At 74.2% G+C, this 20746-nt stretch carries 20 protein-coding genes and 1 pseudogene; 8 read left to right on the top strand and 13 right to left on the bottom strand.

Translation table 11 applies throughout. The annotated features are described in order from the left end of the window. Nucleotides 1–107: 107 nt before the first annotated feature. Nucleotides 108–557, top strand: a complete 450-nt coding sequence (locus F3L20_RS21565; RefSeq protein WP_150155767.1) for a DUF6098 family protein — start codon at nt 108–110, stop codon at nt 555–557. 78 nt (nt 558–635) lie between these two features. Here the strand turns inward: F3L20_RS21565 and F3L20_RS21560 are convergent, their stop codons facing one another. Then, a complete protein-coding gene (locus tag F3L20_RS21560; RefSeq protein ID WP_150155766.1) occupies nt 636–893 on the bottom strand; it encodes a WhiB family transcriptional regulator in 258 nt (85 codons plus the stop codon). 106 nt (nt 894–999) lie between these two features. Beyond that, nucleotides 1000–2220: a saccharopine dehydrogenase family protein gene (locus F3L20_RS21555; RefSeq protein ID WP_150155765.1), complete on the bottom strand. Its 1221-nt coding sequence runs from the start codon at nt 2218–2220 to the stop codon at nt 1000–1002. 139 nt (nt 2221–2359) lie between these two features. Between F3L20_RS21555 and F3L20_RS21550 the strand changes: the two genes are divergently transcribed. Beyond that, nucleotides 2360–3097 (top strand): TetR/AcrR family transcriptional regulator, encoded by a 738-nt coding sequence (locus tag F3L20_RS21550; RefSeq protein ID WP_150155764.1) that lies wholly within the window; start codon nt 2360–2362, stop codon nt 3095–3097. Here the strand turns inward: F3L20_RS21550 and F3L20_RS21545 are convergent. After that, on the bottom strand, nt 3063–3962 hold the full coding sequence (locus F3L20_RS21545; protein WP_150155763.1) for a LysR family transcriptional regulator ArgP: 900 nt from the start codon (nt 3960–3962) through the stop codon (nt 3063–3065). The genes F3L20_RS21550 and F3L20_RS21545 overlap by 35 nt on opposite strands. Nucleotides 3963–4028: 66 nt before the next feature. Here F3L20_RS21545 and F3L20_RS21540 point away from each other — a divergent pair, with 66 nt between their 5' ends. Both F3L20_RS21540 and F3L20_RS21535 read left to right on the top strand, forming a co-directional pair. After that, complete coding sequence (locus tag F3L20_RS21540) at nt 4029–4646, top strand: LysE/ArgO family amino acid transporter (RefSeq protein ID WP_150155762.1); 618 nt, start codon at nt 4029–4031, stop codon at nt 4644–4646. A gap of 70 nt (nt 4647–4716) precedes the next feature. Beyond that, on the top strand, nt 4717–6015 hold the full coding sequence (locus F3L20_RS21535; RefSeq protein ID WP_150155761.1) for an MFS transporter: 1299 nt from the start codon (nt 4717–4719) through the stop codon (nt 6013–6015). A 416-nt stretch (nt 6016–6431) separates the two neighbouring features. On the opposite strand, the gene F3L20_RS21530 is transcribed toward F3L20_RS21535, so the two are convergent. The 3 genes and pseudogenes from F3L20_RS21530 to F3L20_RS21520 form a co-directional block, all read right to left on the bottom strand. Continuing rightward, nucleotides 6432–6884, bottom strand: a complete 453-nt coding sequence (locus F3L20_RS21530; RefSeq protein WP_150155760.1) for a cyclic nucleotide-binding domain-containing protein — start codon at nt 6882–6884, stop codon at nt 6432–6434. A 312-nt stretch (nt 6885–7196) separates the two neighbouring features. Next, nucleotides 7197–8685, bottom strand: a pseudogene (locus F3L20_RS21525) (aminotransferase class I/II-fold pyridoxal phosphate-dependent enzyme). An 81-nt stretch (nt 8686–8766) separates the two neighbouring features. After that, a complete protein-coding gene (locus tag F3L20_RS21520) occupies nt 8767–9000 on the bottom strand; it encodes a hypothetical protein (RefSeq protein ID WP_150155759.1) in 234 nt (77 codons plus the stop codon). Nucleotides 9001–9145: 145 nt separating this feature from the next. Between F3L20_RS21520 and F3L20_RS21515 the strand changes: the two genes are divergently transcribed. From F3L20_RS21515 to F3L20_RS21500, 4 genes are all read left to right on the top strand, one after another. Beyond that, nucleotides 9146–9589 (top strand): ATP-binding protein, encoded by a 444-nt coding sequence (locus F3L20_RS21515; protein WP_150155758.1) that lies wholly within the window; start codon nt 9146–9148, stop codon nt 9587–9589. A 208-nt stretch (nt 9590–9797) separates the two neighbouring features. Further along, the gene (locus F3L20_RS21510) at nt 9798–10652 is read left to right on the top strand and encodes a SigB/SigF/SigG family RNA polymerase sigma factor (protein WP_150155757.1); all 855 of its coding nucleotides are present in this window, start codon (nt 9798–9800) and stop codon (nt 10650–10652) included. Nucleotides 10653–10702: 50 nt separating this feature from the next. Next, on the top strand, nt 10703–10945 hold the full coding sequence (locus F3L20_RS21505) for a DUF5133 domain-containing protein (RefSeq protein WP_150155756.1): 243 nt from the start codon (nt 10703–10705) through the stop codon (nt 10943–10945). A gap of 28 nt (nt 10946–10973) precedes the next feature. Then, complete coding sequence (locus F3L20_RS21500) at nt 10974–11402, top strand: hypothetical protein (protein ID WP_150155755.1); 429 nt, start codon at nt 10974–10976, stop codon at nt 11400–11402. A 564-nt stretch (nt 11403–11966) separates the two neighbouring features. On the opposite strand, the gene F3L20_RS21495 is transcribed toward F3L20_RS21500, so the two are convergent. From F3L20_RS21495 to F3L20_RS21465, 7 genes are all read right to left on the bottom strand, one after another. Further along, the gene (locus F3L20_RS21495) at nt 11967–14204 is read right to left on the bottom strand and encodes an FUSC family protein (RefSeq protein ID WP_150155754.1); all 2238 of its coding nucleotides are present in this window, start codon (nt 14202–14204) and stop codon (nt 11967–11969) included. Nucleotides 14205–14265: 61 nt separating this feature from the next. Next, nucleotides 14266–15639: an NAD(P)/FAD-dependent oxidoreductase gene (locus F3L20_RS21490; protein ID WP_167534715.1), complete on the bottom strand. Its 1374-nt coding sequence runs from the start codon at nt 15637–15639 to the stop codon at nt 14266–14268. Between the two features lie 511 nt (nt 15640–16150). After that, a complete protein-coding gene (locus tag F3L20_RS21485) occupies nt 16151–17869 on the bottom strand; it encodes a PP2C family protein-serine/threonine phosphatase (protein ID WP_150155752.1) in 1719 nt (572 codons plus the stop codon). Beyond that, nucleotides 17866–18933 carry an ATP-binding SpoIIE family protein phosphatase gene (locus F3L20_RS21480; protein ID WP_150155751.1) on the bottom strand — a complete coding sequence of 356 codons (1068 nt, stop codon included), beginning with the start codon at nt 18931–18933 and terminating at the stop codon, nt 17866–17868. Before F3L20_RS21480 ends, F3L20_RS21485 begins: the two co-directional genes overlap by 4 nt. After that, nucleotides 18933–19376: an anti-sigma regulatory factor gene (locus F3L20_RS21475; protein ID WP_145825740.1), complete on the bottom strand. Its 444-nt coding sequence runs from the start codon at nt 19374–19376 to the stop codon at nt 18933–18935. The genes F3L20_RS21480 and F3L20_RS21475 overlap by 1 nt, the downstream gene beginning before the upstream one ends. Next, nucleotides 19376–19792, bottom strand: a complete 417-nt coding sequence (locus tag F3L20_RS21470) for an STAS domain-containing protein (RefSeq protein WP_150155750.1) — start codon at nt 19790–19792, stop codon at nt 19376–19378. Before F3L20_RS21470 ends, F3L20_RS21475 begins: the two co-directional genes overlap by 1 nt. After that, entirely contained in the window at nt 19789–20688 is a 900-nt protein-coding gene (locus F3L20_RS21465) for an STAS domain-containing protein (RefSeq protein WP_150155749.1), read from the bottom strand. The genes F3L20_RS21470 and F3L20_RS21465 overlap by 4 nt, the downstream gene beginning before the upstream one ends. Between the last annotated feature and the right edge of the window lie 58 nt (nt 20689–20746).

Raw genomic sequence — 20746 nt, 5'->3', positions numbered from 1 at the left:
CCTACTGCGGCGCACGGGACGGGGCACGACGAGTGGGGCGCCGAGATTCCCCCGACGCCGGCCGGGTACTACGTCCGCCGTGGTTCGTGACGGTCAGGAGGTGACGGATGGAGGCAAGGGACGACATGCCCGTCGTCGGCACCCTCGCGGAGCTCACCGCGCTGGTGGAGCGTGAGCGCGGGCTGTACGTCCGCTGGTCCCGGGGGCCGGCGATCGACCTGCACGCCGTGTCCAGCATCGACGACCTGACGGGCGTGGCCATGCCCGGCCTGTCCGCCAACCCGCTCGACGTGGAGGAGTGGTGGCGGGACCGGCCGGCGGCCCTGTGGGTGGCACGACGGCTGTACGACTACGAGCACCTGCCCCGGGAGAAGGGCGCCGGCATCCGGCCCTGGGTGCTCAGGGGCCGCGAGGCGGGTCGCGGTCCGGACAACGAGCCGCTGGTCACCGACGTGAGTCCGCTGTGCCGGATCGCGGACGACGTCATCGAGGAGGCGCACGCGGAAGTGGCCCGCCAGGAGAATCCCTGGGGGCCACTGCGCCGCGTCAACCGCTGACCGCCGGGCGGGGAGCCCGGGGCCGGCGCGGACGGGTGACACTCTCACCGTCACACCCTCACCGCCGGATCCCGCGCCTCACGCCCCGCGCGACGAACGGCGCGCCGCGATACGTCGCTTGAGCGCACGGCGCTCCGTCTCGCTCGTGCCGCCCCACACACCGATGGACTGCCCGCTCTCCAGGGCCCACTCCAGGCACTGCTCCTGTACGGGGCAGCGCCGGCAGACCGCCTTCGCCTGCTCGGTCTGCATCAGGGCAGGACCGGAGGTGCCGATCGGGAAGAACAGCTCGGGGTCCTCGGTCCGGCAGGCCGCGCTGTGCCGCCAGTTGTCCATCGAAAGTCACCTGCGTCCGGAGTCGATGCGCACCCTTCGGATGCCTTGCTTCCTTTCGGGTGACCTGTCAAGTGGCGGTCAAACAGCGCGATCCGCGGGGAAACGGTCACTGCTCGCGCTGCCCCCAGGGGGATCCGTAGACGGTGAGCAGGTCGAGGAAGGGGCGCGCGGGGAACGCCTCGGGGCCGAGCACGCCCGAGCCGGACCAGGCGCCGGTCGCCAGCAGTTCGAGGGCGATCACGGGGTTGACGGCCGTCTGCCACACCACGGCCTGGCAGCCGTACTCGCTCATCGACCACTGGTTGTCCACCACGTGGTACAGGTACACCTCGCGCGGCGCGCCGTCCTTGGTGCCCCGCACCCAGGTGCCCGCGCAGGTCTTGCCGTGCATCCGGTCGCCGAGCGTCGCCGGGTCCGGAAGGCAGGCGGCGACGACGTCCCGGGGGGAGACCCGCACGGGGCCGTCGGGCCCCGGCACGGTCACCGGCTCGGTGCGGTCCAGGCCCAGCAGGTGCAGCGTGCGGAGCGTGTCCGTGAACTCGCGGCCCAGGCCGTACTTGAAGGTGACGCGGCGCGCGTCCACCCAGCGGGGCACCAGCAGCACCTCCTCGTGCTCCACGTTCACGCACTCCACTGGGCCGATGCCCTCGGGGAAGTCGAACACCTCGGGCTCGCTGAAGGGTTCGGTGGTGAACCAGCCGCGGTCCTTCTCGTAGACCACGGGCGGGTTGAGGCACTCCTCGATCGTCGTCCAGATGCTGAAGGACGGCGCGAAGTCGTAGCCGTCCACCGTGAGGTTCGCGCCGTCGCGGACCCCGATCTCATCGATCTCGTCGAAGAGCTCGTCGGCCGCGTGCCGGGCGAACACGTCCGACATCCCGGGCTCCACGCCCATGCCGACCAGCGCCAACTGCCCCGCCCCGGCCCAGTCGTCGGCCTGCGCGAACTGCTCGTCGCCCAGCTTGACCCCGCACTCCTCGTAGGGCCGCTCGCCGTGCGGGCGGGACAGGGACATCGCCATGTCGACATAGGTGGCGCCGCCCGCCCGGGCCGCGCGGAACAGCGGCATCACGAACCGGGGGTCCGTGGCGTTCAGCAGGACGTCGCAGCCGTGCCGCTCCAGCAGTGCCGTCACCCGCGCCTCGTCGCCGGCGTCGACCCGCTCGGCGCGGAACCGGCCGCCGTCCGCGCCGAGCGCCGCGACCGTCGCCTCGGCCCGCGCCGGGTCGTAGTCGGCCACCACCATCAGGTCGAAGAACGGCCGCCGGGCCGCGATCCGGGTGACGGCGGTACCCACGCCGCCCGCTCCCACCAGCAGTACACGCATGACGGAGCACTCCCTTCCTTCCTCATGGATCCGCACGGATCCGGAACGTTGTGCGGGGCCCCTGACGTGATGAAACGCCGCACGGCGACGTAAGGTCAATGGCGTTGGCATAAGGGCTGCACGGGTGGAAGGAGCGGCGATGGCCAAGCGTGTGGTCCCCGAGGAGCGGCGGCGCCGCCGCAGGCCCACCAAGGGCGGCGTCGTGCTCTCGGAGCGGCTGATCGTCGAGGCGGCGCTGCGTCTGCTGCGCGAACACGGCAGCGCGGGCCTGACCGCACGCCGCCTCGGACTCGCCCTGGACTGCGACCCGAGCACGCTCTACCGCTACTTCCGCGGCATGGACGACCTGACCCTCGCCATCGGTGACGCGCTGATCGGCCAGGCGCTCGACGGCTGGCACCCCACCGGGCGGTGGCGCCACGACCTGCGCGGCCTCGGGCTGCGCATCCACGCGGCGTACGTGTCCCACCCGCAGGCGGCGGTCCTCACCGCGAGCCGGGTCTCCGGCCGGGCCAACGAACTCGCCGCCGACGAGGCGGTCCTGGACGTCCTGCGCACCGCCGGCTTCCCGCCGGCCGGCACCGTCCGCGTCTACCAGGCCTTCATCGACACCACGCTGGCGTTCGCCGCCCTCGACGCCGCGTCCCTCGCCCTGCCCGACGCCGTGCGGCGGGCCGACGAGGACATGTGGCGCTCGACCTACGCCCGGCTGCCCGCCGCCACCCACCCGCGCATCGCCGAGACCGCCCTGCTGCTCGCCGCCCGCATGGTCACCAGCGCCTACCCCACGGCGCTGGACATGCTGCTGTCGAGCGCGGAGCGGGACCTGGCGGAGCTCGGGGTCAGTGGTGCAGAGCCCGGGCCGCCGTCCGCGTGACCGCGTCGGCGACCGCCGCGAGCGCGGGGGAGTCCAGCTTCCACTGCTGCCAGTACAGGGCCGCGTCGACCTCCTGGCCCGGGGCGAACACCGTGACCCGCCCGGCCCGCAGCAGCGGCACCGCCTGCGCCTCGGGGACCATGCCCCAGCCGAGACCCGCGGCCACCGCCTCGGCGAACCCCTCCGAGGTCGGCACGTGGTGGCGCAGGATGCTCGCCCCCGTACGACCGCCGGTGAGCCGCCGTACGAACCCGTCCTGGAAGTCGTCCCGCCGGTCGAAGACCACCACCGGCGCCGCCGGCACCGACTCCGCGAGGGGGTGCGTCAGCAGCTCCGCCGCGAACTCCGGGTGCGCCACCGGCAGGTAGCGCATCCGCCCCAGGTGCCGCACCGAGCAGCCCGGCACCGGGTCGGGGGAGGACGTCACCGCGGCCATCACCGTCCCCTCGCGCAGCAGCGCGGCCGTGTGGGACTCGTCCTCCCGGCGCAGTTCGAAGCAGAGCCGGGACCGCGCCGGCAGCCGGACCAGGGCGTCCAGGAACCAGGTGGCCAGGGAGTCCGCGTTGACCGCGACCGACACCCGGGTCGGCTCCCCGGCACCGCTCAGCCCCAGCTCCGCGTACGCGTCCCGCTCCAGCCGGGCCACCTGGCGGGCCAGCCGCACGAGCACCTCGCCGGACTCGGTGGGCCGCACCGGCCGGGTCCGCAGCAGCAGCACCCGCCCGGTGCTCTGCTCCAGCGCCTTCACCCGCTGGCTGACCGCCGAGGGCGTCACGTGCAGCGCGGCGGCCGCCGCGTCGAACGTCCCCTCGTCCACCACCGCGAGCAGCGTCCGTACCTGGTCGAGCGGAAGGTCTTCCCTCACGGTTGCTAAGGGTACGTAAGAATCCTGAGCTGTACTGCACTCGGCGTCCGGCCTAGTTTCGACGCCATGACCAGCGCTTTCACCACCGCCGCCGCCGGTTTCGGCACCGGCCTCTCCCTGATCGTCGCCATCGGCGCGCAGAACGCCTTCGTCCTGCGCCAGGGGATCCGCCGGGACGCCGTGCTCGCCGTCGTCGGCATCTGCGCCCTGTCCGACGCCCTCCTCATCGCCCTGGGGGTCGGCGGGGTGGGCGCCGTGGTGGTGGCCTGGCCCGCGGCTCTGACGGTGGTGGGCTGGATCGGCGGCGCCTTCCTCCTCGGCTACGGCGCCCTGGCCGCCCGCAGGGTGTTCCGCCCGGCCGGCGCCGTCCTGGAGGCGGGGGGCGACGCGGCCGGCTCGCGCCGCCGCGCCGTCCTCACCTGCCTCGCCCTGACCTGGCTCAACCCGCACGTCTACCTGGACACCGTGTTCCTGGTCGGCTCGGTCGCCGCCGACCACGGCCCGGCGCGCTGGACCTTCGGTCTCGGGGCGGCGCTGGCCAGCCTCTGCTGGTTCGCCGCGCTGGGCTTCGGCGGCCGGCTGCTCGCCCGCTTCCTGGCCCGCCCGGCCGCCTGGCGCGTACTGGACGGCCTGGTGGCCGCCACCATGATCGTCCTGGGTGTGACGCTCGTCCTCGGAGCCTGAGGACGCTCGCGCTCCGAGGGGTGCGATAGTGAGTCCCGGCCAATGGATGTAAGCACCAACCAGGACGGTCGTGGACACCAGCGAGAGCAGTACCGAACCCCGGGCGGACGACACGGAGACGGGGGCGAGCGGGCCGCGCGGATGGCGCCGCTGGGCCATGGACACCCGCCCGCTCCGCCGCCCCGCCTACCGCCGGCTGTGGGTCTCCACCGTGGTGACCGCCGTCGGCAGCCAGCTCACCGCCGTCGCGGTACCCAAACAGATCTACGACATCACCGGCTCCTCCGCCTGGGTCGGCACCGCCGGCCTCGCCGGACTGCTGCCGCTGATCGTGTTCGCGCTGTGGGGCGGGGCCATCGCCGACAGCATGGACCGCCGCAAGCTGCTGCTGATCACCAACAGCGGTATCGCGGTCACCTCGGTGCTGTTCTGGGTGCAGGCCTTCGCCGGCCTGGAGTCGGTGTGGGCGCTGATGCTGCTGCTCGCTCTCCAGCAGGCCTTCTGGGGACTGAACGCGCCCGCCCGCAGCGCCTCCATCGCCCGCCTGGTCCCCGCGGACGAGCTGCCCGCCGCCAACGCGCTCGGCTCCACCGTGATGCAGACCGGCCAGATCGCCGGGCCGCTGCTCGCCGGCGCGCTCATCCCGGTGATCGGCCTGGCGGAGCTGTACCTGATCGACGCCCTCGCGCTGTGCGTCACCGTCTGGGCGGTCCACCGGCTGCCCGCCCTGCCGCCGCTCACCGCCGCGAAGGCCGGCAGCGCGGGGCTGCGCGGCGTCCTGGAGGGCTTCCGCTACATATCGGGGCACGCGGTTCTGCTGCTGTCGTTCCTCGCCGACATCGTCGCCATGGTCCTCGGCATGCCCCGCGCCCTGTTCCCGCAGCTCGCCGCCGAGACGTACGCGCCCTACGGCGAGGGGTTCGCGCTGGGCCTGCTGTTCGCCGCGATCCCGCTCGGCGCGGTGCTGGGCGGCCTGTTCTCGGGCACCTTCTCCCGGGCCCGGCGGCACGGCTGGATGGTCATCGGCTCGGTGGTCGTCTGGGGTCTGGCCGTCGCCGGGTCCGGCCTGAGCGGCAGCCTCTGGATCGCGGTCGCCTTCCTCGCCCTCGCCGGGGTCGCCGACATGGTCTCCATGGTGTTCCGCGGGGCGATCCTGCTGTCCGCCGCGACCGACGAGATGCGCGGCCGGATGCAGGGCGTGTTCACCGTCGTCGTGGCGGGCGGACCCCGCCTGGCGGACGTCCTGCACGGCACCGCCGGCACCGCCTTCGGCCCCCGCACGGCCGTCACGGGCGGCGGCGTCCTGGTCGTCGCGGTGATGCTGATCCTGGCCGCGACGATGCCGGCGTTGCGCCGCTATCGCGTGTGAGGGGGCGCGGCGCGCCTGCGTGTGCCGCGTGGGGCGAGGGGTGCGGTGTTCCGCGCCGTGCGTCGCCTTCGACGGGGCTGCGCGTTCTGAGGGCGAGGGCGAGGGCGACGGCGCCAGGCGTCGCGAGGGCGGGGGCGGGGGCGCCAGGCGCCGTGTGTCGCCTCCGGCGAGTAGAGGGTCCCGGGTCGCGTGGGGCGGCAGCCGTGCCCCTCGCCGTGCCCCCTCGCCGTGCGCGCTTCCGGCGTGTGGGGCGGGGTCCGTGTCGCGGGATCTTGGGGCGAGGCCGGGCCGAGTCGTGCCGCGCCTCCGGCAGAGGTCGGGTGTCCCGTGCCGGGGGTCGTGTACAGCGTGAGTCGCGCGTGACGCGTCGCGGAGAGTGCGGGCCGCGGCCCGGGGCGGGCCGCGTACGGCCCGGGCTACGGTACGCCGCCGCGGGTCGCGTACTGGTGCATGAGCTGGCCTCGGGTCGTCTCCAGCCGGTGGGCCAGCACCTCGGCGACGCAGCGGACCAGTGCCAGCCCCAGGGCCGTGTCGTCCTCGCACAGGCGCAGCACGGTCGCGGCGTCGAACTCGTAGGCGCGCACCGGGCTGAACGCCTCCGCGCCGAAGTCCCATTCGTAGGGCGGGAAGAGCCAGGACCAGCCCAGCAGATCGCCCGCGCCGAGGCCGGCGACGGTGACCCGCTGGACGTCGCTGAGCTCCTGGTCCAGCGAGACCGCGCCGGAGCGGATCACCCAGAACCGGTCGGCGGTGCCTCCGGAGTCGAAGATGCGGGTGTCCTCCGGGAAGTACACCTCCTCGGCGAGTTCCATCAGGCGCGCGCGCTGGGGAGGGGGGAGGGCGTTCAGGATTTTGATCGGCTTGGTCATGGGGCGGGACTCCTCGCCGAGATGCGGTCCGGGTGCTTTCCCTATGTTCATTTCAGCCGCTGCCGCCGTCCGGGGCACGTCGGGGCCGGAGCCGGTCCCGGCGGCGGACCGCCCGCCCGTGTCCGGGCATGAAAAAGCCCTGGCTGGACGGGGGAAGCCAGCCAGGGCCGTGAGCGGTGGTGTCCGGGGGATGGGGGTCGACCCCGCCACCACGTAAGTGAACGATAAACCATTCACCAAAGGTTCGCGTAATCGGGGGGCGTGACGTCGTTCACCCGGAACGCCGGACCTCCCGCGGGGCCGCGACGGAGCTCACCCCGCGCCCCGGTGCGCGTCCCGCGCGACCACCCGCACCGTGTTCAGGTCAGGGTCCGCCGGGTTCGGCAGGTGCATCCCGGCGGCGAGCCCCGTCCGCAGATACCGCAGCACCGGCCCGGTGAACCGCTCGCCCGGCAGCACGGCCGGGATGCCCGGCGGATACGGCGTGATCATCTCGGCCGCGACCCGTCCGGCGGCCTCCTCGACCGGTACGTCCTCGGTCGGACCGAAGAACGCGTCGCGCGGCAGCACCGCCTGCTCCATCCGCAGCTCGCCCGGCGCGGGCACCGCCACCTCGGGGCCCCCGCGCAGTTCGGGCGCCGCCCGCCCGAGGTCCCGCAGCGCCGACAACAGCTCGCCGGTGGTCTCCCGGTCGTCGCCGTGGGTGATCTGCGCCCCGATGCGCCGGTGGTCGACCAGGTGGGCGTCGACCGCCCGGTGCTCGCGCAGCCAGTCCGCCGCCCGGTAACCCGACACGCCCAGCCCCTCCAGGTCGATGACGCAGGGCAGCGGGTCGAAGTCGTCCGCCAGGCCCGGGCCGCAGAAGTCGTCCCGGTCGTTGACGTGCATGCCGTCGATCTCCTCGATCGACGCCCTCACCTCGCCCGCGAGCGTCAGGGCCGACCCCATCAGATCCTTGCCGCTCAGTGCCATCTGCCGCCGCCAGCCGTCCAGCCCCGCGAAGATCGGCACGGAGGGGCTGGTGGTGCCCAGCAGGTCGGCCCGCATGCCGAGCAGCGCGGGCGGCACCAGGTCGCCCCGCAGATGAACACGGACCCCTGCTCCAGACCGCTGCCCATCTTGTGGATGCTGGTCACGCAGATGTCGGCGCCCGCGTCCATCGCCCAGGACGGCAGCTCGGGGTGGAAAGGCAGATGCGCGCCCCAGGCCTCGTCCACGATCAGCGGACGCGAGCGCCGGTGGCACACGTCGGCGATGTCCCGCAGGGCCGCGGCGGCGCCGTACGGCGTCGGACTGGTCACCAGGGCGCCGCGCGCGTCCGGATGCGCCTCGAAAGCCTGCTCGAACTCCGCCGCCGACGGGGGATGGGCCAGGTGCCGCTCGGCGTCCCACCGCGGCTCCACCCAGACCGGCACGATGCCGGACAGGATCAGCCCGACACCACCGACTTGTGCGCGTCCCGCCCGATCAGCAGCTTCTCGTGCGGGCCGGCGACCGACAGCATCGCGGCCTTGACCGACAAGGAGCTGCCGTACGTACTGAAGAAGGTGTGCTCGGCGTGCACCGCGTCGGCCATCAGCTCCTGCGCCGACTGCAGCACCCGCCCCCGGGTGAGGCGGTCGTCCAGACCGCCCGTGGCCAGCACGTCACCCAGGAACACGGAGTCCCCGAGCACCTCGCGCACGGCCGGATCGACTCCGCGCGCCTGCTTGTGGCCCGGGGGCGTGAAACCCAGTCGTCCGCTGCGGTGGTAGTCCTCCAGGGCTTCGAGCACCGGTGCCCGGTGATGGTCGACGGTCATGCGCGGGCGGGTTCCCGATGTCCCTCGCGTCAATCCGCCGCTACCGGGAACACGCCCGGCGCCGCGGCCGGTGCCGGCCGGTCAGTGCCGGTCCGCGTGCCGCCCCGGCGTCAGGATCTCGTCCAGCACCCGGAGCACCACTCCGTAGGCCACCGTGCGGATCTCGGCGTCGCGCGCCGCGCCGGCATCCTCCGGGCCGCCCTCCCCGCCGAGCTGCTCGCCCCGGGCCCGCCACGCCCGCTCCTCCTGTGCCGCGCAGGCACGGGCCCGCTGGATCCGCCGCAGCAGTTCGTCCGAGTCCACCACATCCGTCATGCGGATCCGGGTACCCCCGACGGACCGTTCGCATGACAGAAGGGGCGGGAGGCGTCCGGGAGGTTTGCAGGAACCGGGACAGGTGAGCCGAAAAGGGAGGTCCGAGACGAAACCGTAGACGAACCGACCGACAAGGAGCCGCAGAATGCGCGAGGAGCACGTCACCGAACCCGTTGTGCAGCCGCCCGGCACGCTGCGGGCCGGGCCGCCGTGTCCGTCCCGGCCCGCCGAGGTGCGCGAGGCCGTGGTGCGGGCGGTCGCCGAACGCTGCCTGGCCACCCGTACCCCCTGTGACACCGATGCCCTGGCGGACGCCCTGCTCGTCGCCTCCGAACTGACCACCAACGCGATCCTGCACGGCGGGGGAGTCACCGACTTCCAGGTCGACGTCAGCGGCCCCGGCGTCCGCCTGTCCGTCAGCGACCGCAGTGAGGCCCTGCCCGTGGCCGTACCGGCCGCCGACGGCGAGGGACGTCGCCGCCCAGGCGGCCACGGCTGGCCCATCGTGTGCCGGCTCGCCCGCGACGTCCGGGTGTCCGACCTGCCCGGCGGCGGCAAGTGCATCACCGCCCTGGTCTCCCTCGTCTGACCCCTTTCCGGGCGGGCGCGCGGCCCCCTGGCAATTTCCGCGAAGAAGCGGAGTTTGTTCTACCGGACCGGGGGCAATCGGAGGTTCGTGCTTCGGACCGGAGGCGCGCCGGCGGGACGGGTACGACCGCTGGGACCCCTCCGGATGTCCCCGCGAAGACCGCCCCGCGGTAGATCCCTGAAACCACCGTTCGGGAGCTGAATCCGCAATGCTCATTGACACGTCCGCTTCTCGTCCCGGCTCCTCCGGAACGACCGCCGCCACGACCCGCCGGCGGCACGACGACGCCCCCGACACCACGACCCTCTTCTCCCGGCTGGCGTCCCTTCAGGACGGACCCGAACGGGACGCGGTGCGGGACGAGCTCGTCACCGCCTGGCTGCCGATGGCCCACCGGATCGCCGGCCGCTTCCGCGACCGCGGCGAGTCCATCGAGGACCTGCGCCAGGTGGCGGCCCTCGGCCTGGTGAAGGCCATCGACCGGTTCGACCCGGACCGGGGTGCCTTCGAGAGCTACGCCGTCCCCACCATCACCGGCGAGGTCAAGCGCCACTTCCGGGACCGGATGTGGGCGCTGCGCGTGCCCCGCCGGGTCCAGGAACTGCGCAACAAGGTGCGTGTGGCGCGCCGCGAGCTCACCCAGAACCCCGGCAGCCCCGAGCCCTCCGTGGCGGACATCGCCGCCCACACCGGGCTGACCGAGGAGGAGGTGTCCGCCGGCATGGAGGCGCTGGAGAGCTTCAGCACCCTGTCGCTGGACGCCGAACTGTCCTCCGACGACGACGGCTACAGCCTCGCCGACACCCTCGGCACCTCCGACGGCTCCTACGACGTCGTGGTCGACCGTGAGTCGGCCAAGGAGGGACTGCGGCGACTGCCGGAACGCGAGCGCGCCATCCTCTACATGCGCTTCTTCGAGGACATGACCCAGAGCCGGATCGCCGACCGGCTGGGCATCTCCCAGATGCACGTCTCCCGGCTCATCAGCCGCAGCTGCGCCCGGGTCCGCGCCGACGTTCTGGGACAGCGCCCCGGCCGCCGCGGCGCCCGGCCCACCGACTGAACGGCCTGCTCAGCACCCCCCACACCGCCCCGAAAGCGAGTCACACCCACATGCTCAAGCCCCACCCCGCCGTGCTGCGCCGCCTCGTCGAGGAGTACGAGGCCCTGACGGCGACGCGTACCGCCCCCGTCGCGGGCGCCGTCGCGCCGGACGCGCGGCTGGCCGACCTGGCCTACACCCTGTGCGTGTCGACCGGCACGCGGGAGGTACGGCAGGCGCTCGCCACGGCGCGCGCCTGGCTGGCGCCGACCGAGAGGGAATCCGCCACAACGGTCGCGCCGGCCGCAGTATGACCCGGCGCGGGAAGGGAACCCGAGGCCCATGAGCGAATCCGAGTTCACCCCGGACGACCGCCCCGTGGACGTCTACCTGGACCTGCTGCGGGTGCGCATGGACACCGAGGACTACCGGCTTCTGCTCCGCGTGGTGGAGCCGGTCCTCGAGGCCATCGACGAGCACCGCCTGTCGGGCGTCGACCTCGCGCTGGACGGCGGGGACGAGGAGCTCCCGCAGGAGGTCCGTGACGAGGCCGCCCTGGTCATCGCCACGGCGGTCACCGGCCGGCTGGACAACGAGGTGGTCGAGCTCGACGTCGACGACACCGGGCCGGTCCGGGTGGTCACCGACGCGGCGACCGCCGCGGACCCCTCCCGGCTCGGTGAGATCGCCGACTTCATCCGCGACCGCCACCGCCAGAACGAGGAGCTGCGGGGCATCGCCGAGGCGAGCGGCCTCCCCACGGACTTCTGACTCTCCCTCCCCCGACGCCGGGCCGCGACTCCCCCGCGGCCCCGGCGCGTCGTGCGCTCGGTCCGGGGGCAAGGGCTCGCCGCGCCCGCCGGAGAGCAACGGGGACCGCACCCCCCGAGTCACCGCGGCCCGGTGGGGGCCGGTCGCGCAGTTCCCCGCGCCCCTGAGGGGCGACGGTCGGGCCGCTATCCCTAGCGGCGCGGGAAACTGCGCTCCGGGCCTGCGTGGTGGCTGTCCCGGTTTCCCCGCGCCTGCCGAAGAGCGACGGGGACCCCCGAGTCACCCGCGCCCGGTGGGGGCCGGTCGCGCAGTTCCCCGCGCCCCTGAGGGGCGGTCGGTCGGCGCGGGAAACTGCGCTCCGGGCCTGCGTGGTGGCTGTTCCGGTTCCGGGCCCGAAGAGCGACGGTTGCCCCCCCTCACCCGCGGCCCGGTGGGGGCCGGTCGCGCAGTTCCCCGCGCCCCTGAGGGGCGACGGTCGGGCCGCATCCCCAGGGGCGCGGGGAACTGCGCGAGCGACCACCATGGCGCCGCACCCGGCCAACCACCCCCGGAGGGTGCCGTGCGTCAGCGGTCCGGGGCCGTGACGGGGACGTCCAGGGGCCGGGCGAGGCCCACCACCGCCTCGTCCAGCCGTTCCAGGTGGCGCAGCACCCGTCCCGTGATGCGGCCGTAGCGGGCGGCGTCGTCACCCGCCAGCAGGGACGCGATGCTCGGGCCCGTCTCCACCGGTGCCGTGACCTCGTCGTCGGCGACCCGTGCGGTGATCGTGTCGATGTTCCGCACGGTCCGCCCCGCCGCGCCCCGCAGCCGCGGATCCGCCGCGATCGACGGATGCGTCGGCAGCAGCTCCGCCGTCGCCGCCAGCGCACGCGCGTGGTACGCGCAGGTCTCCAGCAGCGCCACGACGTACCGTGCGTTGGTGCGCCGGGCCCGCAGCGGGGTGACCGGATGCGTCAGCGGCTTGGTCGCCGAGCGCAGGTCACCCAGCGCCTGGTCCAGCTCCCGTGCCTTGTCCAGCAGGTCGGCCGGCAGGCCGCCGCTCAGCTGCCCCACGGCCGCGTCCGTCACCTCGGACAGCCGTTCCAGCACGGTGACCAGCAGCTCGTTGGTACGCCGGTCGGTGTGCACCGGCAGCACCAGCGCCGCCGCCACCACCCCGCAGACCGCGCCCAGCGCCGTCTCCTCCACCCGCAGCAGCAGCACCTCCCAGCTGTAGGTGTGCAGCAGGGTGTACAGCATCCCCAGCATCGCCGTGACGAAGAACGACATCAGCGTGTAGGACAGCGGTGCCGTGTAGAACATCGCGAAGATCAGCACCAGCACCAGGGCGAAGGCCGCCGTGGTGTTCCCGCCGACCAGCGCGGCCAGCATGATGCCGGCGACCACGCCGAAGACCGTGCCCAGCAGCCGCCGGTAGCCCTTGACCAGGATCTCCCCGGTGGAGGCCGTGTTGATGAAGACGATCCAGCAGGTCAGCACCGCCCAGTACCAGCGGTCCGTGGACAGCAGCTCACCGCCGACGATGGCCAGCGTCGAGCCGACCGCCACCTGGACGGCGGCGCGGGTGGTGGGCCGCTCGAGCCCTTTCGGCTTCTCGCCCTTCTCCTCCTCCGTCTCCTCCGCGTCGATGGCGGCGTCCTCGGCGTCCAGCTCCTCCCGGGAGCGGGCCGTCGCCGGACTGTCGTCCGACTCGTCCTGCGGACCGTCCAGGGCTATGCGCAGCCCCATGACCGCCCGCGCCGCCTCGCCGATCCCGCGGAACACGTCCCGTACGGCCGCCGAGCCGGCGGGCAGGTTCTCCTCGTCCCGGTAGCCGAGCAGACGGTTGCGGACCTGGGCCACGCCGGTGCCGGACGGCCCGGACCGCAGCACCACCGTGCTCAGCGCCACCAGGTCACGGCGCAGCAGCGCGGTCGCCTCCTCCGGACCCGGCATCCGGCCCACCTCCGGCGCCGGGGCCCCGGGCAGGTGCAGCGTCAGGGTGTCCGCCCGCTCCGCGCTGCGGGCGGACAGCAGCAGCAGTCCGAGCCGCTCGGCGGCGATCTCCGCGTCGGCGATACGGCGCTGCACCAGCCGCGCGGTCGGCTCGTCGGGGGTGCCCGCCTCCAGCCGGCTCTGGATCATCAGGGCCGTCTCGTGCAGCCGGGCCGTGCCGTCCCGCACCTCCTCCAGTGCCTTGTCGACCTCGTCGGGACCGGCGTCGAGCAGCGCCAGCTGCGCCGTCACCAGCCGGGCCATCCGCGCCCGGAACGCCTCGCGCAGCCGCTCCAGCAGCCCGGTGGGCGTCACCGGTACGACGGCGAAGCGCACGACGGCACTGCACGCGAAGCCGATCGCCATCACCGCCCACAGCCCCGGGAGCTGGCCGGGGGAGGCGCCCACGAACAGCGACACGAAGTACATCTGGAAGCCGATGAGGCCGAGCGACATCCCGCGGTCGCCGAACCGGCGGCCGTAGACGGCGCAGAAGATCAGGGCGACGGCGAAGACGTCACCGATCACCACGCGTTCGCTGAGCAGCGCGCCCGCGGACACCGACGCCAGCGCCACCGGAAGCCCGACGGCGAGCGTGACGGCCTGGGCACGGCGCTGCCGCTCCCGGATCGCGAAGGTGGCGGCCATCGACGTCATCGCGCCCGCCACCAGATGGGTGATGGCGAGGCCGGCCGGGGCGAGCACGGCCAGCGTCAGCGCGATCGCCCCCACCGTCCGCAGCCCGGCCGTCAGCCGCAGCAGCCCCGGGTCGGACGCCGCCAGATGGTCGCGCAGCCGTGCGCCCACCGAGCGTCCCGCCGCCTTCACTCCCGCGCACTCTCCCCCGTCGTTCCTGATCCCTGCGTCTCCCCGGGCCGCCGCGGCCCGGTCACCGAGCCGACCGGCCCGCTTCCGCGACGTGCGCCCGCACCTGCTCGGGTGTCAGGTAGGCGTCCAGGTACTCGAAGTCGCGCAGGTTCCCCGGCCGGTGCGCCTGGAAACCGGTGCGCACGAAGTCGTCACCGGCCACCGCGTTCAGCAGCCAGTTGGTCATCACACGGGTCTTGGCGACCCCGGTGCGCAGCGCGGACCAGTGGTAGCCGCGGGCCACCACCTGGGCGGGCAGGCCGTGCAGTTCGTAGCCGAGCGGCTTGGACACCGCGTCGGTGCCGCCGAGGTCCACCACGAGCCCGAGGTCCTGGTGCACGTACGGGCGGGTCGGCCGGCCCCGCAGGGTGGCGATGACGTTCTCCGCGACGTGCCGGCCCTGCCGCAGCGCGTGCTGCGCGGTCGGCGGGCACACGGCGTCGTCACCCTTGGCCAGGTCCGGCACCGCGGCGGAGTCGCCGAGCGCGAACACCCCGTCGTGGCCGGGCAGCCGCATGTCCGCGTTGACCGCGAGCCGCCCGCGTACGGTCTCCGCGTCGAGCGTGCCGATCAGCGGGCTGGCCACCACACCGGCCGTCCAGATGAGTGTGCGGGTGGGCACGACCCGGCCGTCGGTGAAGGTGACCTCCTCGGCGCCGGCCTTGGCGATGGACACGCCCAGCGAGATCTCGACGCCGCGCCGGGTGAGGATCTCCTGCGCGCTGCGCCCGAGGTTCTCGCCCAGCTCGGGCATGAGCTTGGGCGCGATGTCGATCAGATGCCACTTGATCAGGCCCGGGTCCAGACGCGGGTAGCGCTTCACGGCGGCGTGCGTCAGCCGCTGCAGGCAGGCCGCGGTCTCGGTGCCCGCGTAGCCGCCGCCGACGACCACGAACTGCAGCCGCGAGGCGCGCTCGTGGGGGTCCTGGCAGGCGTCGGCCAGGTCGAGCTGGGAGATCACGTGGTCGCGCAGGTAGGCGGCCTCGGCGAGCGACTTCAGACCGAAGGCGTGGTCGGTCAGGCCGGGGATGTCGAACGTGCGGGTGACGCTGCCGGGCGCGAGCACGATGTAGTCGTACGGCTCGTCGATGATGTCGCCGTTGATGGTCCGGATGACGCACACCTTGGCCCTGAGGTCCACGCCGATCGCGCCGCCCGGGATGATCCGGGTGCGGTACTTCGAGCTGCGCCGCAGGGAGATCGCGACCGAGTGCGGGGTCAGGACCCCGGAGGCGACCTGAGGGAGCAGCGGCAGGTACAGCTGGTAGGACATCGGCGTCACCAGCATCAACTCCGCCTCGTCCGGGGCGAGCCTGCGCTCCAGCCGCCGCACGCACTCCACACCGGCGAAACCGGCGCCCACCACGAGGATCCTGGGTCGTGTCACGATGTCCATCCCTTCGTGCGGCTTCAGGCGGTCCGCCCCGAACGTCGATGTCTGACGCGTGCCCCTGTTCAGCTCCACGATGCCCGCCCCCTCGCCGAACCGCACCGGGAAGCCCGCACACCGGGCGACGCCCCCGTCCGCCCGACCGGCGGCGCGCCCCCACCGGCCCGCTGCACCCCGGTCCCCGGCCCGCGAACGGCGGCGGCCCTCCGCGCCCCTGCCACGCGCCTGCACCGCGCACCGCGCCCTGCTCCGCCCGGCCCGGGGCAACCCTGCCCCCTCGGCTCGCCGCGAGCGGCGACGGCGCCGGCCTCGCACCCGCGCGCCCGGCCTCGCACCCGCACCCGCGCGCCCGACCCGCGTGCGGGTGCCCGCCGGCAGCTACGCCGGAGCCTGTCACCCTTGCTGGGCGCGCCCGTCCATCCGCTTCGGCGGTGCTTCGACCCCCTCGGCGCCGAGGGCTCGAGCGCCGTGGGCCGGTCGCGGGGACTTACGGGGTGGCCCCGGACGGACGCGACACTCAGCCGCGCAGGTGGCACAGGAGCAGGCAGACGTCGTCGTCGCGTTCGCTGTCGCTGAGGAGAGGGTGGAGGACACGGTCCGCCGCGTCCTCCAGGTCCGTGTCCAGCTCAGCGCGGTCGAACGACGCCAGCGCCGCGCCCAGGCGTTCGATACCCGGGTCTATCCCCTGCGACCGCCGCTCCACCAGCCCGTCCGTGTAGAGGGCCAGCGTCGAGCCGGGCGTCAGCCGCTCGGTGTGGTCCGCGATGTCCTGGCTCAGCGGGATGCCGAGCATCGCGCCCGGCTTGGCGTCCAGGGTCCGCACCTCACCGTCCGGCAGCCGCAGCACCGGCGGCGGGTGGCCCGCCGCGGCCCACGTCAGCGTCTGGTCGTCCGGGTGGAAGCGGGCTATGACGGCCGTGGCGAACAGGTCGGGCTGGAGCTGGCGCAGATAGCCGTGCAGCCGGGTCAGCAGCCGCCCCGGGCTGTCGCCGTCGACGGCGTAGGCACGCAGCGCGGTGCGCAGCTGGCTCATCATCACCGCCGCGTGCAGCCCGTGCCCGGTGACGTCGCCGATGACGGTGACCAGGCTGCCGTCCCGCTGCTGGAAGGCGTCGTACCAGTCGCCGCCGATGTTCAGGCCGCGCGTGGCGGGCAGGTAGCGCGCGGCCAGGCCCACACCGGGGGTCGACGGCAGCTCCGTCAGCAGGGCGCGCTGCAGCGTCTCGGCGATGTCCCGGTTGTGCTCGAAGCGGCGGGCGTTGTCCAGGGCGATCCCGGCCCGGCGGGCCAGCTCGATCAGCATGACGGCGTCGTCCGGGTCCCAGCGCTCGCCCTGCGGCGAGAGCGTCAGCACCCCCAGCGGCGCGCGGCGCGGCGTCAGCAGTGGCACGCACAGCAGCGGCCGGTCGGGCGCCAGGGCCGACGGCGGCCGGTCCTCCACGCCGGGCAGACCCCCGGGGTGGTCGGCGGCGTACTGCGGGCGCCCGGTGCGGGCCGCCTGCACGGCCGCGCCCGGATGATCGGCGGGCAGCGGCCGGCCGTCCTCGTGGTCGAACAGCCAGACGTCCACGCCGTCGGCGTACCGCGGCACCAGCAGTTCCGGCAGCCGCCGCAGGATCTCGTCGTGGTTCAGCGACGCGGTCAGCTCGGCGCTGGCGTCCGCGAGGAACGTCAGCCGCCGCCGCGCGTTCTCGGCCTCTGTACGGGCCCGGCGCTCGGCGGCGAACGCCTCCCGCTGCGCCCGCCCGGCCGCGTCCAGCTCGGCGTGCAGCGCCAGGACGCCCTGGTTGGTCTGGTGCAGCTCCTCCCGGTGGAAGGCGACCAGCCCTTCCTGCTCGGCCAGTTCGTCCAGCACCACCGAGGTATCCTCGTCGGCGCCCAGCAGCCCCTCCGACAGCGCGGCCGGCTCGTCCGGCACCGGGCAGGGGTCGGACACCCGGCCGGGGGCGGGGCAGGGCACGCCCGCCGTCCACGGGGTGCGCTCCTCGGCGGCCCCGTCCGGGGCCGGTACGACCACGACGTGCAGCTCACCGGGCCCGGCGTCCGCGCCGGTCGTCTCCAGGGTGAGCAGCCAGGTGCCGCCCTTGGTGAGGCACTGGCGCAGCTGTCCGCCGACGGCCGTGGCCAGCCGCGTCCGTTCCACCGTGGGCACCCCACAGGCCGCGGCCAGCCGCGCCACGGCGATCCGGGCGCGGGCCGCGTCGGTGACGGTCGTGATACGCCAGGCACGCGTCATACGGGAGCCTCCGGTACGGGGGCGAGCACGGCGACGGCGGTGTCGTCCCGCACCGGGCGCGCGGCGCTGCCCGCGTCCCGCACGGCCACGGCGGCCGTCACGGCCGGGTCGGCCGGCGGCACACCGGTGTCCGGCGGCGGTGTCCAGCGGCCGGGCAGTCCGTCCGTGTGCAGGATCAGCAGGCTCTCCGGGGTCCAGGCGACCTCGTCCTCGCGCACCGTACGCGGCCGGTGCGCGCCGACGATGCCGGGCCGGGACAGCAGGGTGCGCCAGCGCCCGCCCTCCCGCAGCCGTGCCGTGACGTTGCCGATGCCGGCGAACCGCAGCCGGCCGGTCCAGGTGTCCAGCTGGGCGACGGCGACGGCCGCGCCCCGGGTGCCGCCGAGCGCGGTGTGCAGCCGCTGCAGCAGTTCGGCGGGCGGGAGCCGGGCGCCGTGCCGCAGCTCCTCTACGGCGGCGGTGGAGGCGCGGGCGGCCTCGGCACCGTGGCCCAGCCCGTCCGCCAGCAGCAGTGTCACCCGGTCGCCGGAGCGCACCCAGGACCAGGCGTCCCCCGACAGCTCGGCGCCCGCGAAGGGCAGGTTGACGCCACCGGCGTGCACGCCGAGCGTCCGCGCGGGGTCCTGCTCGGGGACGAGTCCGGCCGTGGCGGGGCCGATGCGGGCGACGGCGACGGTGCCGCGGCCGGGCACGCTGTGCAGTCCGAACGCGTCGGCGAGCCGCCGGCACGTCCCGAGGCCCGCGCCGAGCGAGTCGCTCGTGGTGAAGCCGTCCTTCAGCGCGCCGGGCACGTCGGCGATGCCCGGCCCGTGATCCAGGGCGGTGATCTGCACGGCCTGTCCCGGCCGTCCCTCCGGCAGCACGGCCGGGTCGACCACGTCGACGACGACCTCGCCCGCCTGCGCGTGCTTGAGCAGGTTGGTGGCGAGTTCGGTCGCCACCAGCGCGCACGCGGCCCGGCGCTGTTCGTCCAGCCCGGCCCGCGTGGCGGCCTGGTCGGCCGCGACCCGTACGTCACGCACCCGGGTCGCGTCGTGCACCGGCACGTGCCACACCCGGGGCATCACCCACCTCCGCGCGGGCGGACCGGCCGGGTGACCCATGAGGTGACCCGCACGGTGGTTCCCGAGCCCGGGGTACTGTCGACCTCGAAGTCGTGCACCAGGCGCCGGGACCCGCCCAGTCCCATGCCCAGCCCGTCGCCGGAGGTGTAGCCGTCGCTGAGCGCCCGGTCGAGATCGGGGATCCCGGGGCCCTCGTCGGAGAAGACGAGCCGCAGCCCGGCCGTCCCGTCGGCGGCGGTGACGCGCGAGGTCTCCATGACGCCGCCCCCGCCGTGCACCAGGGTGTTGCGGGCCAGCTCGCTCGCGGCCGTCACCAGTTTCGTCTGGTCGACCAGTCCGAAGCCGACCAGGGTGGCGGCCTGCCGCACGTGCTGGCGCACCCACGCGAGGTCCATGTCGGACCGGATGGGCAGCCGCGCCTCGACGTCCGAGGCGGTGTCCATCACGGTCTCCCCTCTCGGCCGCCGTACCGGTTCGCGACGATCGGCTGCGCGAGCAGCTCCAGTGCCGCCTCGGTGGTCAGCGCGGTGCGCAGCTCCGGGAACGTCAGGCCCAGCTCCACCAGCGTGATCGCCACGGCGGGACGCATGCCCGCCACCACGGTCCGCGCGGCCAGCAGCTCGGTCTGCGCCGCCGTCTCGGCCAGCACCCGGCCGAGGAAGGAGTCGACGATCTCCACCCCGGAGATGTCGATCACCACGCCGGTGACCCGGCTGGCGGCGATGGTCTCGGCGAGGTCCTGCTGGAGCTGGGACGCCATGCTGTCGTGCAGGTCGCCCTGCAGGGTGACCAGCAGGACGTCCCCGAGCCGTAGCACCGGAACGTGTCCCGCGACCGGGCGGGCGAAGTGCTCGTTCACCGCCGGACCGCACCCTCGGCCGGGGCGTTCACGATGTTCGCGCCCAGCTCGTGCAGGCAGTACCCGAGCGCGTCGGCGAGGCTCGCCCGGGTCTTGACCGTGCCGAGGTCCAGCCCCAGGTGCACGATGGTCTGCGCGATCGCCGGCCGGATGCCGGAGACCACGCACTCCGCGCCCATCAGCCGGGCGGCGGCGACCGTCTTCATCAGATGCTGGGCGACCAGCGAGTCGACGGTCGGCACCCCGGTGATGTCGAGGATCGCGAACCGGGCGTGCTGGTCGACGACCGCGTTGAGCAGCGTCTCCATCACCACCTGGCTGCGGGCGCTGTCCAGCGTCCCGATGAGCGGGACCGCGACGATCCCGTCCCAGAGCTTGATCACCGGTGTCGCCACCTCCAGCAGCTGCAGCCGCTGGCGGTCGATCAGGGCCTGGTTCTCCATGAGCGCGGTCTGCATCGTCACCAGCCGCAGGGTGCCCATCAGCACACTCAGGGCGGTCGCGCACTCCCGCCGCCACTCGGGGTCGCGCTGCTCCAGATCGGCCACCAGCAGGTTCTCCACCGGCGGCAGCAGCGCGGCCAGTTCGCTGGAGACCTGTGTGGTGGACAGCCCCGCGCGGGAGCGGGCCGCCCCCATGCGCGCGAGCTGCTCGCGGACCCCGGTGAAGCCCGCGGCGTCCGGGTCCTCGATCCGCTGCGCGTCGGCCACCTGGGCCAGGGCGTCCACGATCACCCGGCCGGCGTCCACCGCCTCGTCGCGCGAGACGGTGAACACCGTGCGGAACAGGGGCTCGTCCGCCCACCGCTGGGCGATCTGCTCCCGCAGCCGCCGCAGGAAGTCACCGACCTCCCGGGCGGGGGTTCCGTGGGTCGCGTCCGCTTCGTGCTCCGGCACCTGTCTGCTCTCCTCCTCGTCGTCACAAACGCCCGGACCCGTGCGGGGCCGGGCGGGG

The organism is Streptomyces tendae (assembly GCF_008632955.1).
Classification (GTDB): domain Bacteria; phylum Actinomycetota; class Actinomycetes; order Streptomycetales; family Streptomycetaceae; genus Streptomyces.
This window is presented reverse-complemented; position numbering and strand designations above follow the sequence as displayed.

Coding starts and splice junctions, on each gene's coding strand:
- F3L20_RS21500 (WP_150155755.1), top strand. CDS start 10,974: ATGAGCGAATCCGAGTTCACCCCGGACGACCGCCCCGTGGACGTCTAC.
- F3L20_RS21550 (WP_150155764.1), top strand. CDS start 2,360: ATGGCCAAGCGTGTGGTCCCCGAGGAGCGGCGGCGCCGCCGCAGGCCC.
- F3L20_RS21490 (WP_167534715.1), bottom strand. CDS start 15,639: ATGGACATCGTGACACGACCCAGGATCCTCGTGGTGGGCGCCGGTTTC.
- F3L20_RS21555 (WP_150155765.1), bottom strand. CDS start 2,220: ATGCGTGTACTGCTGGTGGGAGCGGGCGGCGTGGGTACCGCCGTCACC.
- F3L20_RS21475 (WP_145825740.1), bottom strand. CDS start 19,376: ATGGACACCGCCTCGGACGTCGAGGCGCGGCTGCCCATCCGGTCCGAC.
- F3L20_RS21505 (WP_150155756.1), top strand. CDS start 10,703: ATGCTCAAGCCCCACCCCGCCGTGCTGCGCCGCCTCGTCGAGGAGTAC.
- F3L20_RS21520 (WP_150155759.1), bottom strand. CDS start 9,000: ATGACGGATGTGGTGGACTCGGACGAACTGCTGCGGCGGATCCAGCGG.
- F3L20_RS21540 (WP_150155762.1), top strand. CDS start 4,029: ATGACCAGCGCTTTCACCACCGCCGCCGCCGGTTTCGGCACCGGCCTC.
- F3L20_RS21515 (WP_150155758.1), top strand. CDS start 9,146: ATGCGCGAGGAGCACGTCACCGAACCCGTTGTGCAGCCGCCCGGCACG.
- F3L20_RS21560 (WP_150155766.1), bottom strand. CDS start 893: ATGGACAACTGGCGGCACAGCGCGGCCTGCCGGACCGAGGACCCCGAG.
- F3L20_RS21565 (WP_150155767.1), top strand. CDS start 108: ATGGAGGCAAGGGACGACATGCCCGTCGTCGGCACCCTCGCGGAGCTC.
- F3L20_RS21480 (WP_150155751.1), bottom strand. CDS start 18,933: ATGCCCCGGGTGTGGCACGTGCCGGTGCACGACGCGACCCGGGTGCGT.
- F3L20_RS21530 (WP_150155760.1), bottom strand. CDS start 6,884: ATGACCAAGCCGATCAAAATCCTGAACGCCCTCCCCCCTCCCCAGCGC.
- F3L20_RS21510 (WP_150155757.1), top strand. CDS start 9,798: ATGCTCATTGACACGTCCGCTTCTCGTCCCGGCTCCTCCGGAACGACC.
- F3L20_RS21485 (WP_150155752.1), bottom strand. CDS start 17,869: ATGACGCGTGCCTGGCGTATCACGACCGTCACCGACGCGGCCCGCGCC.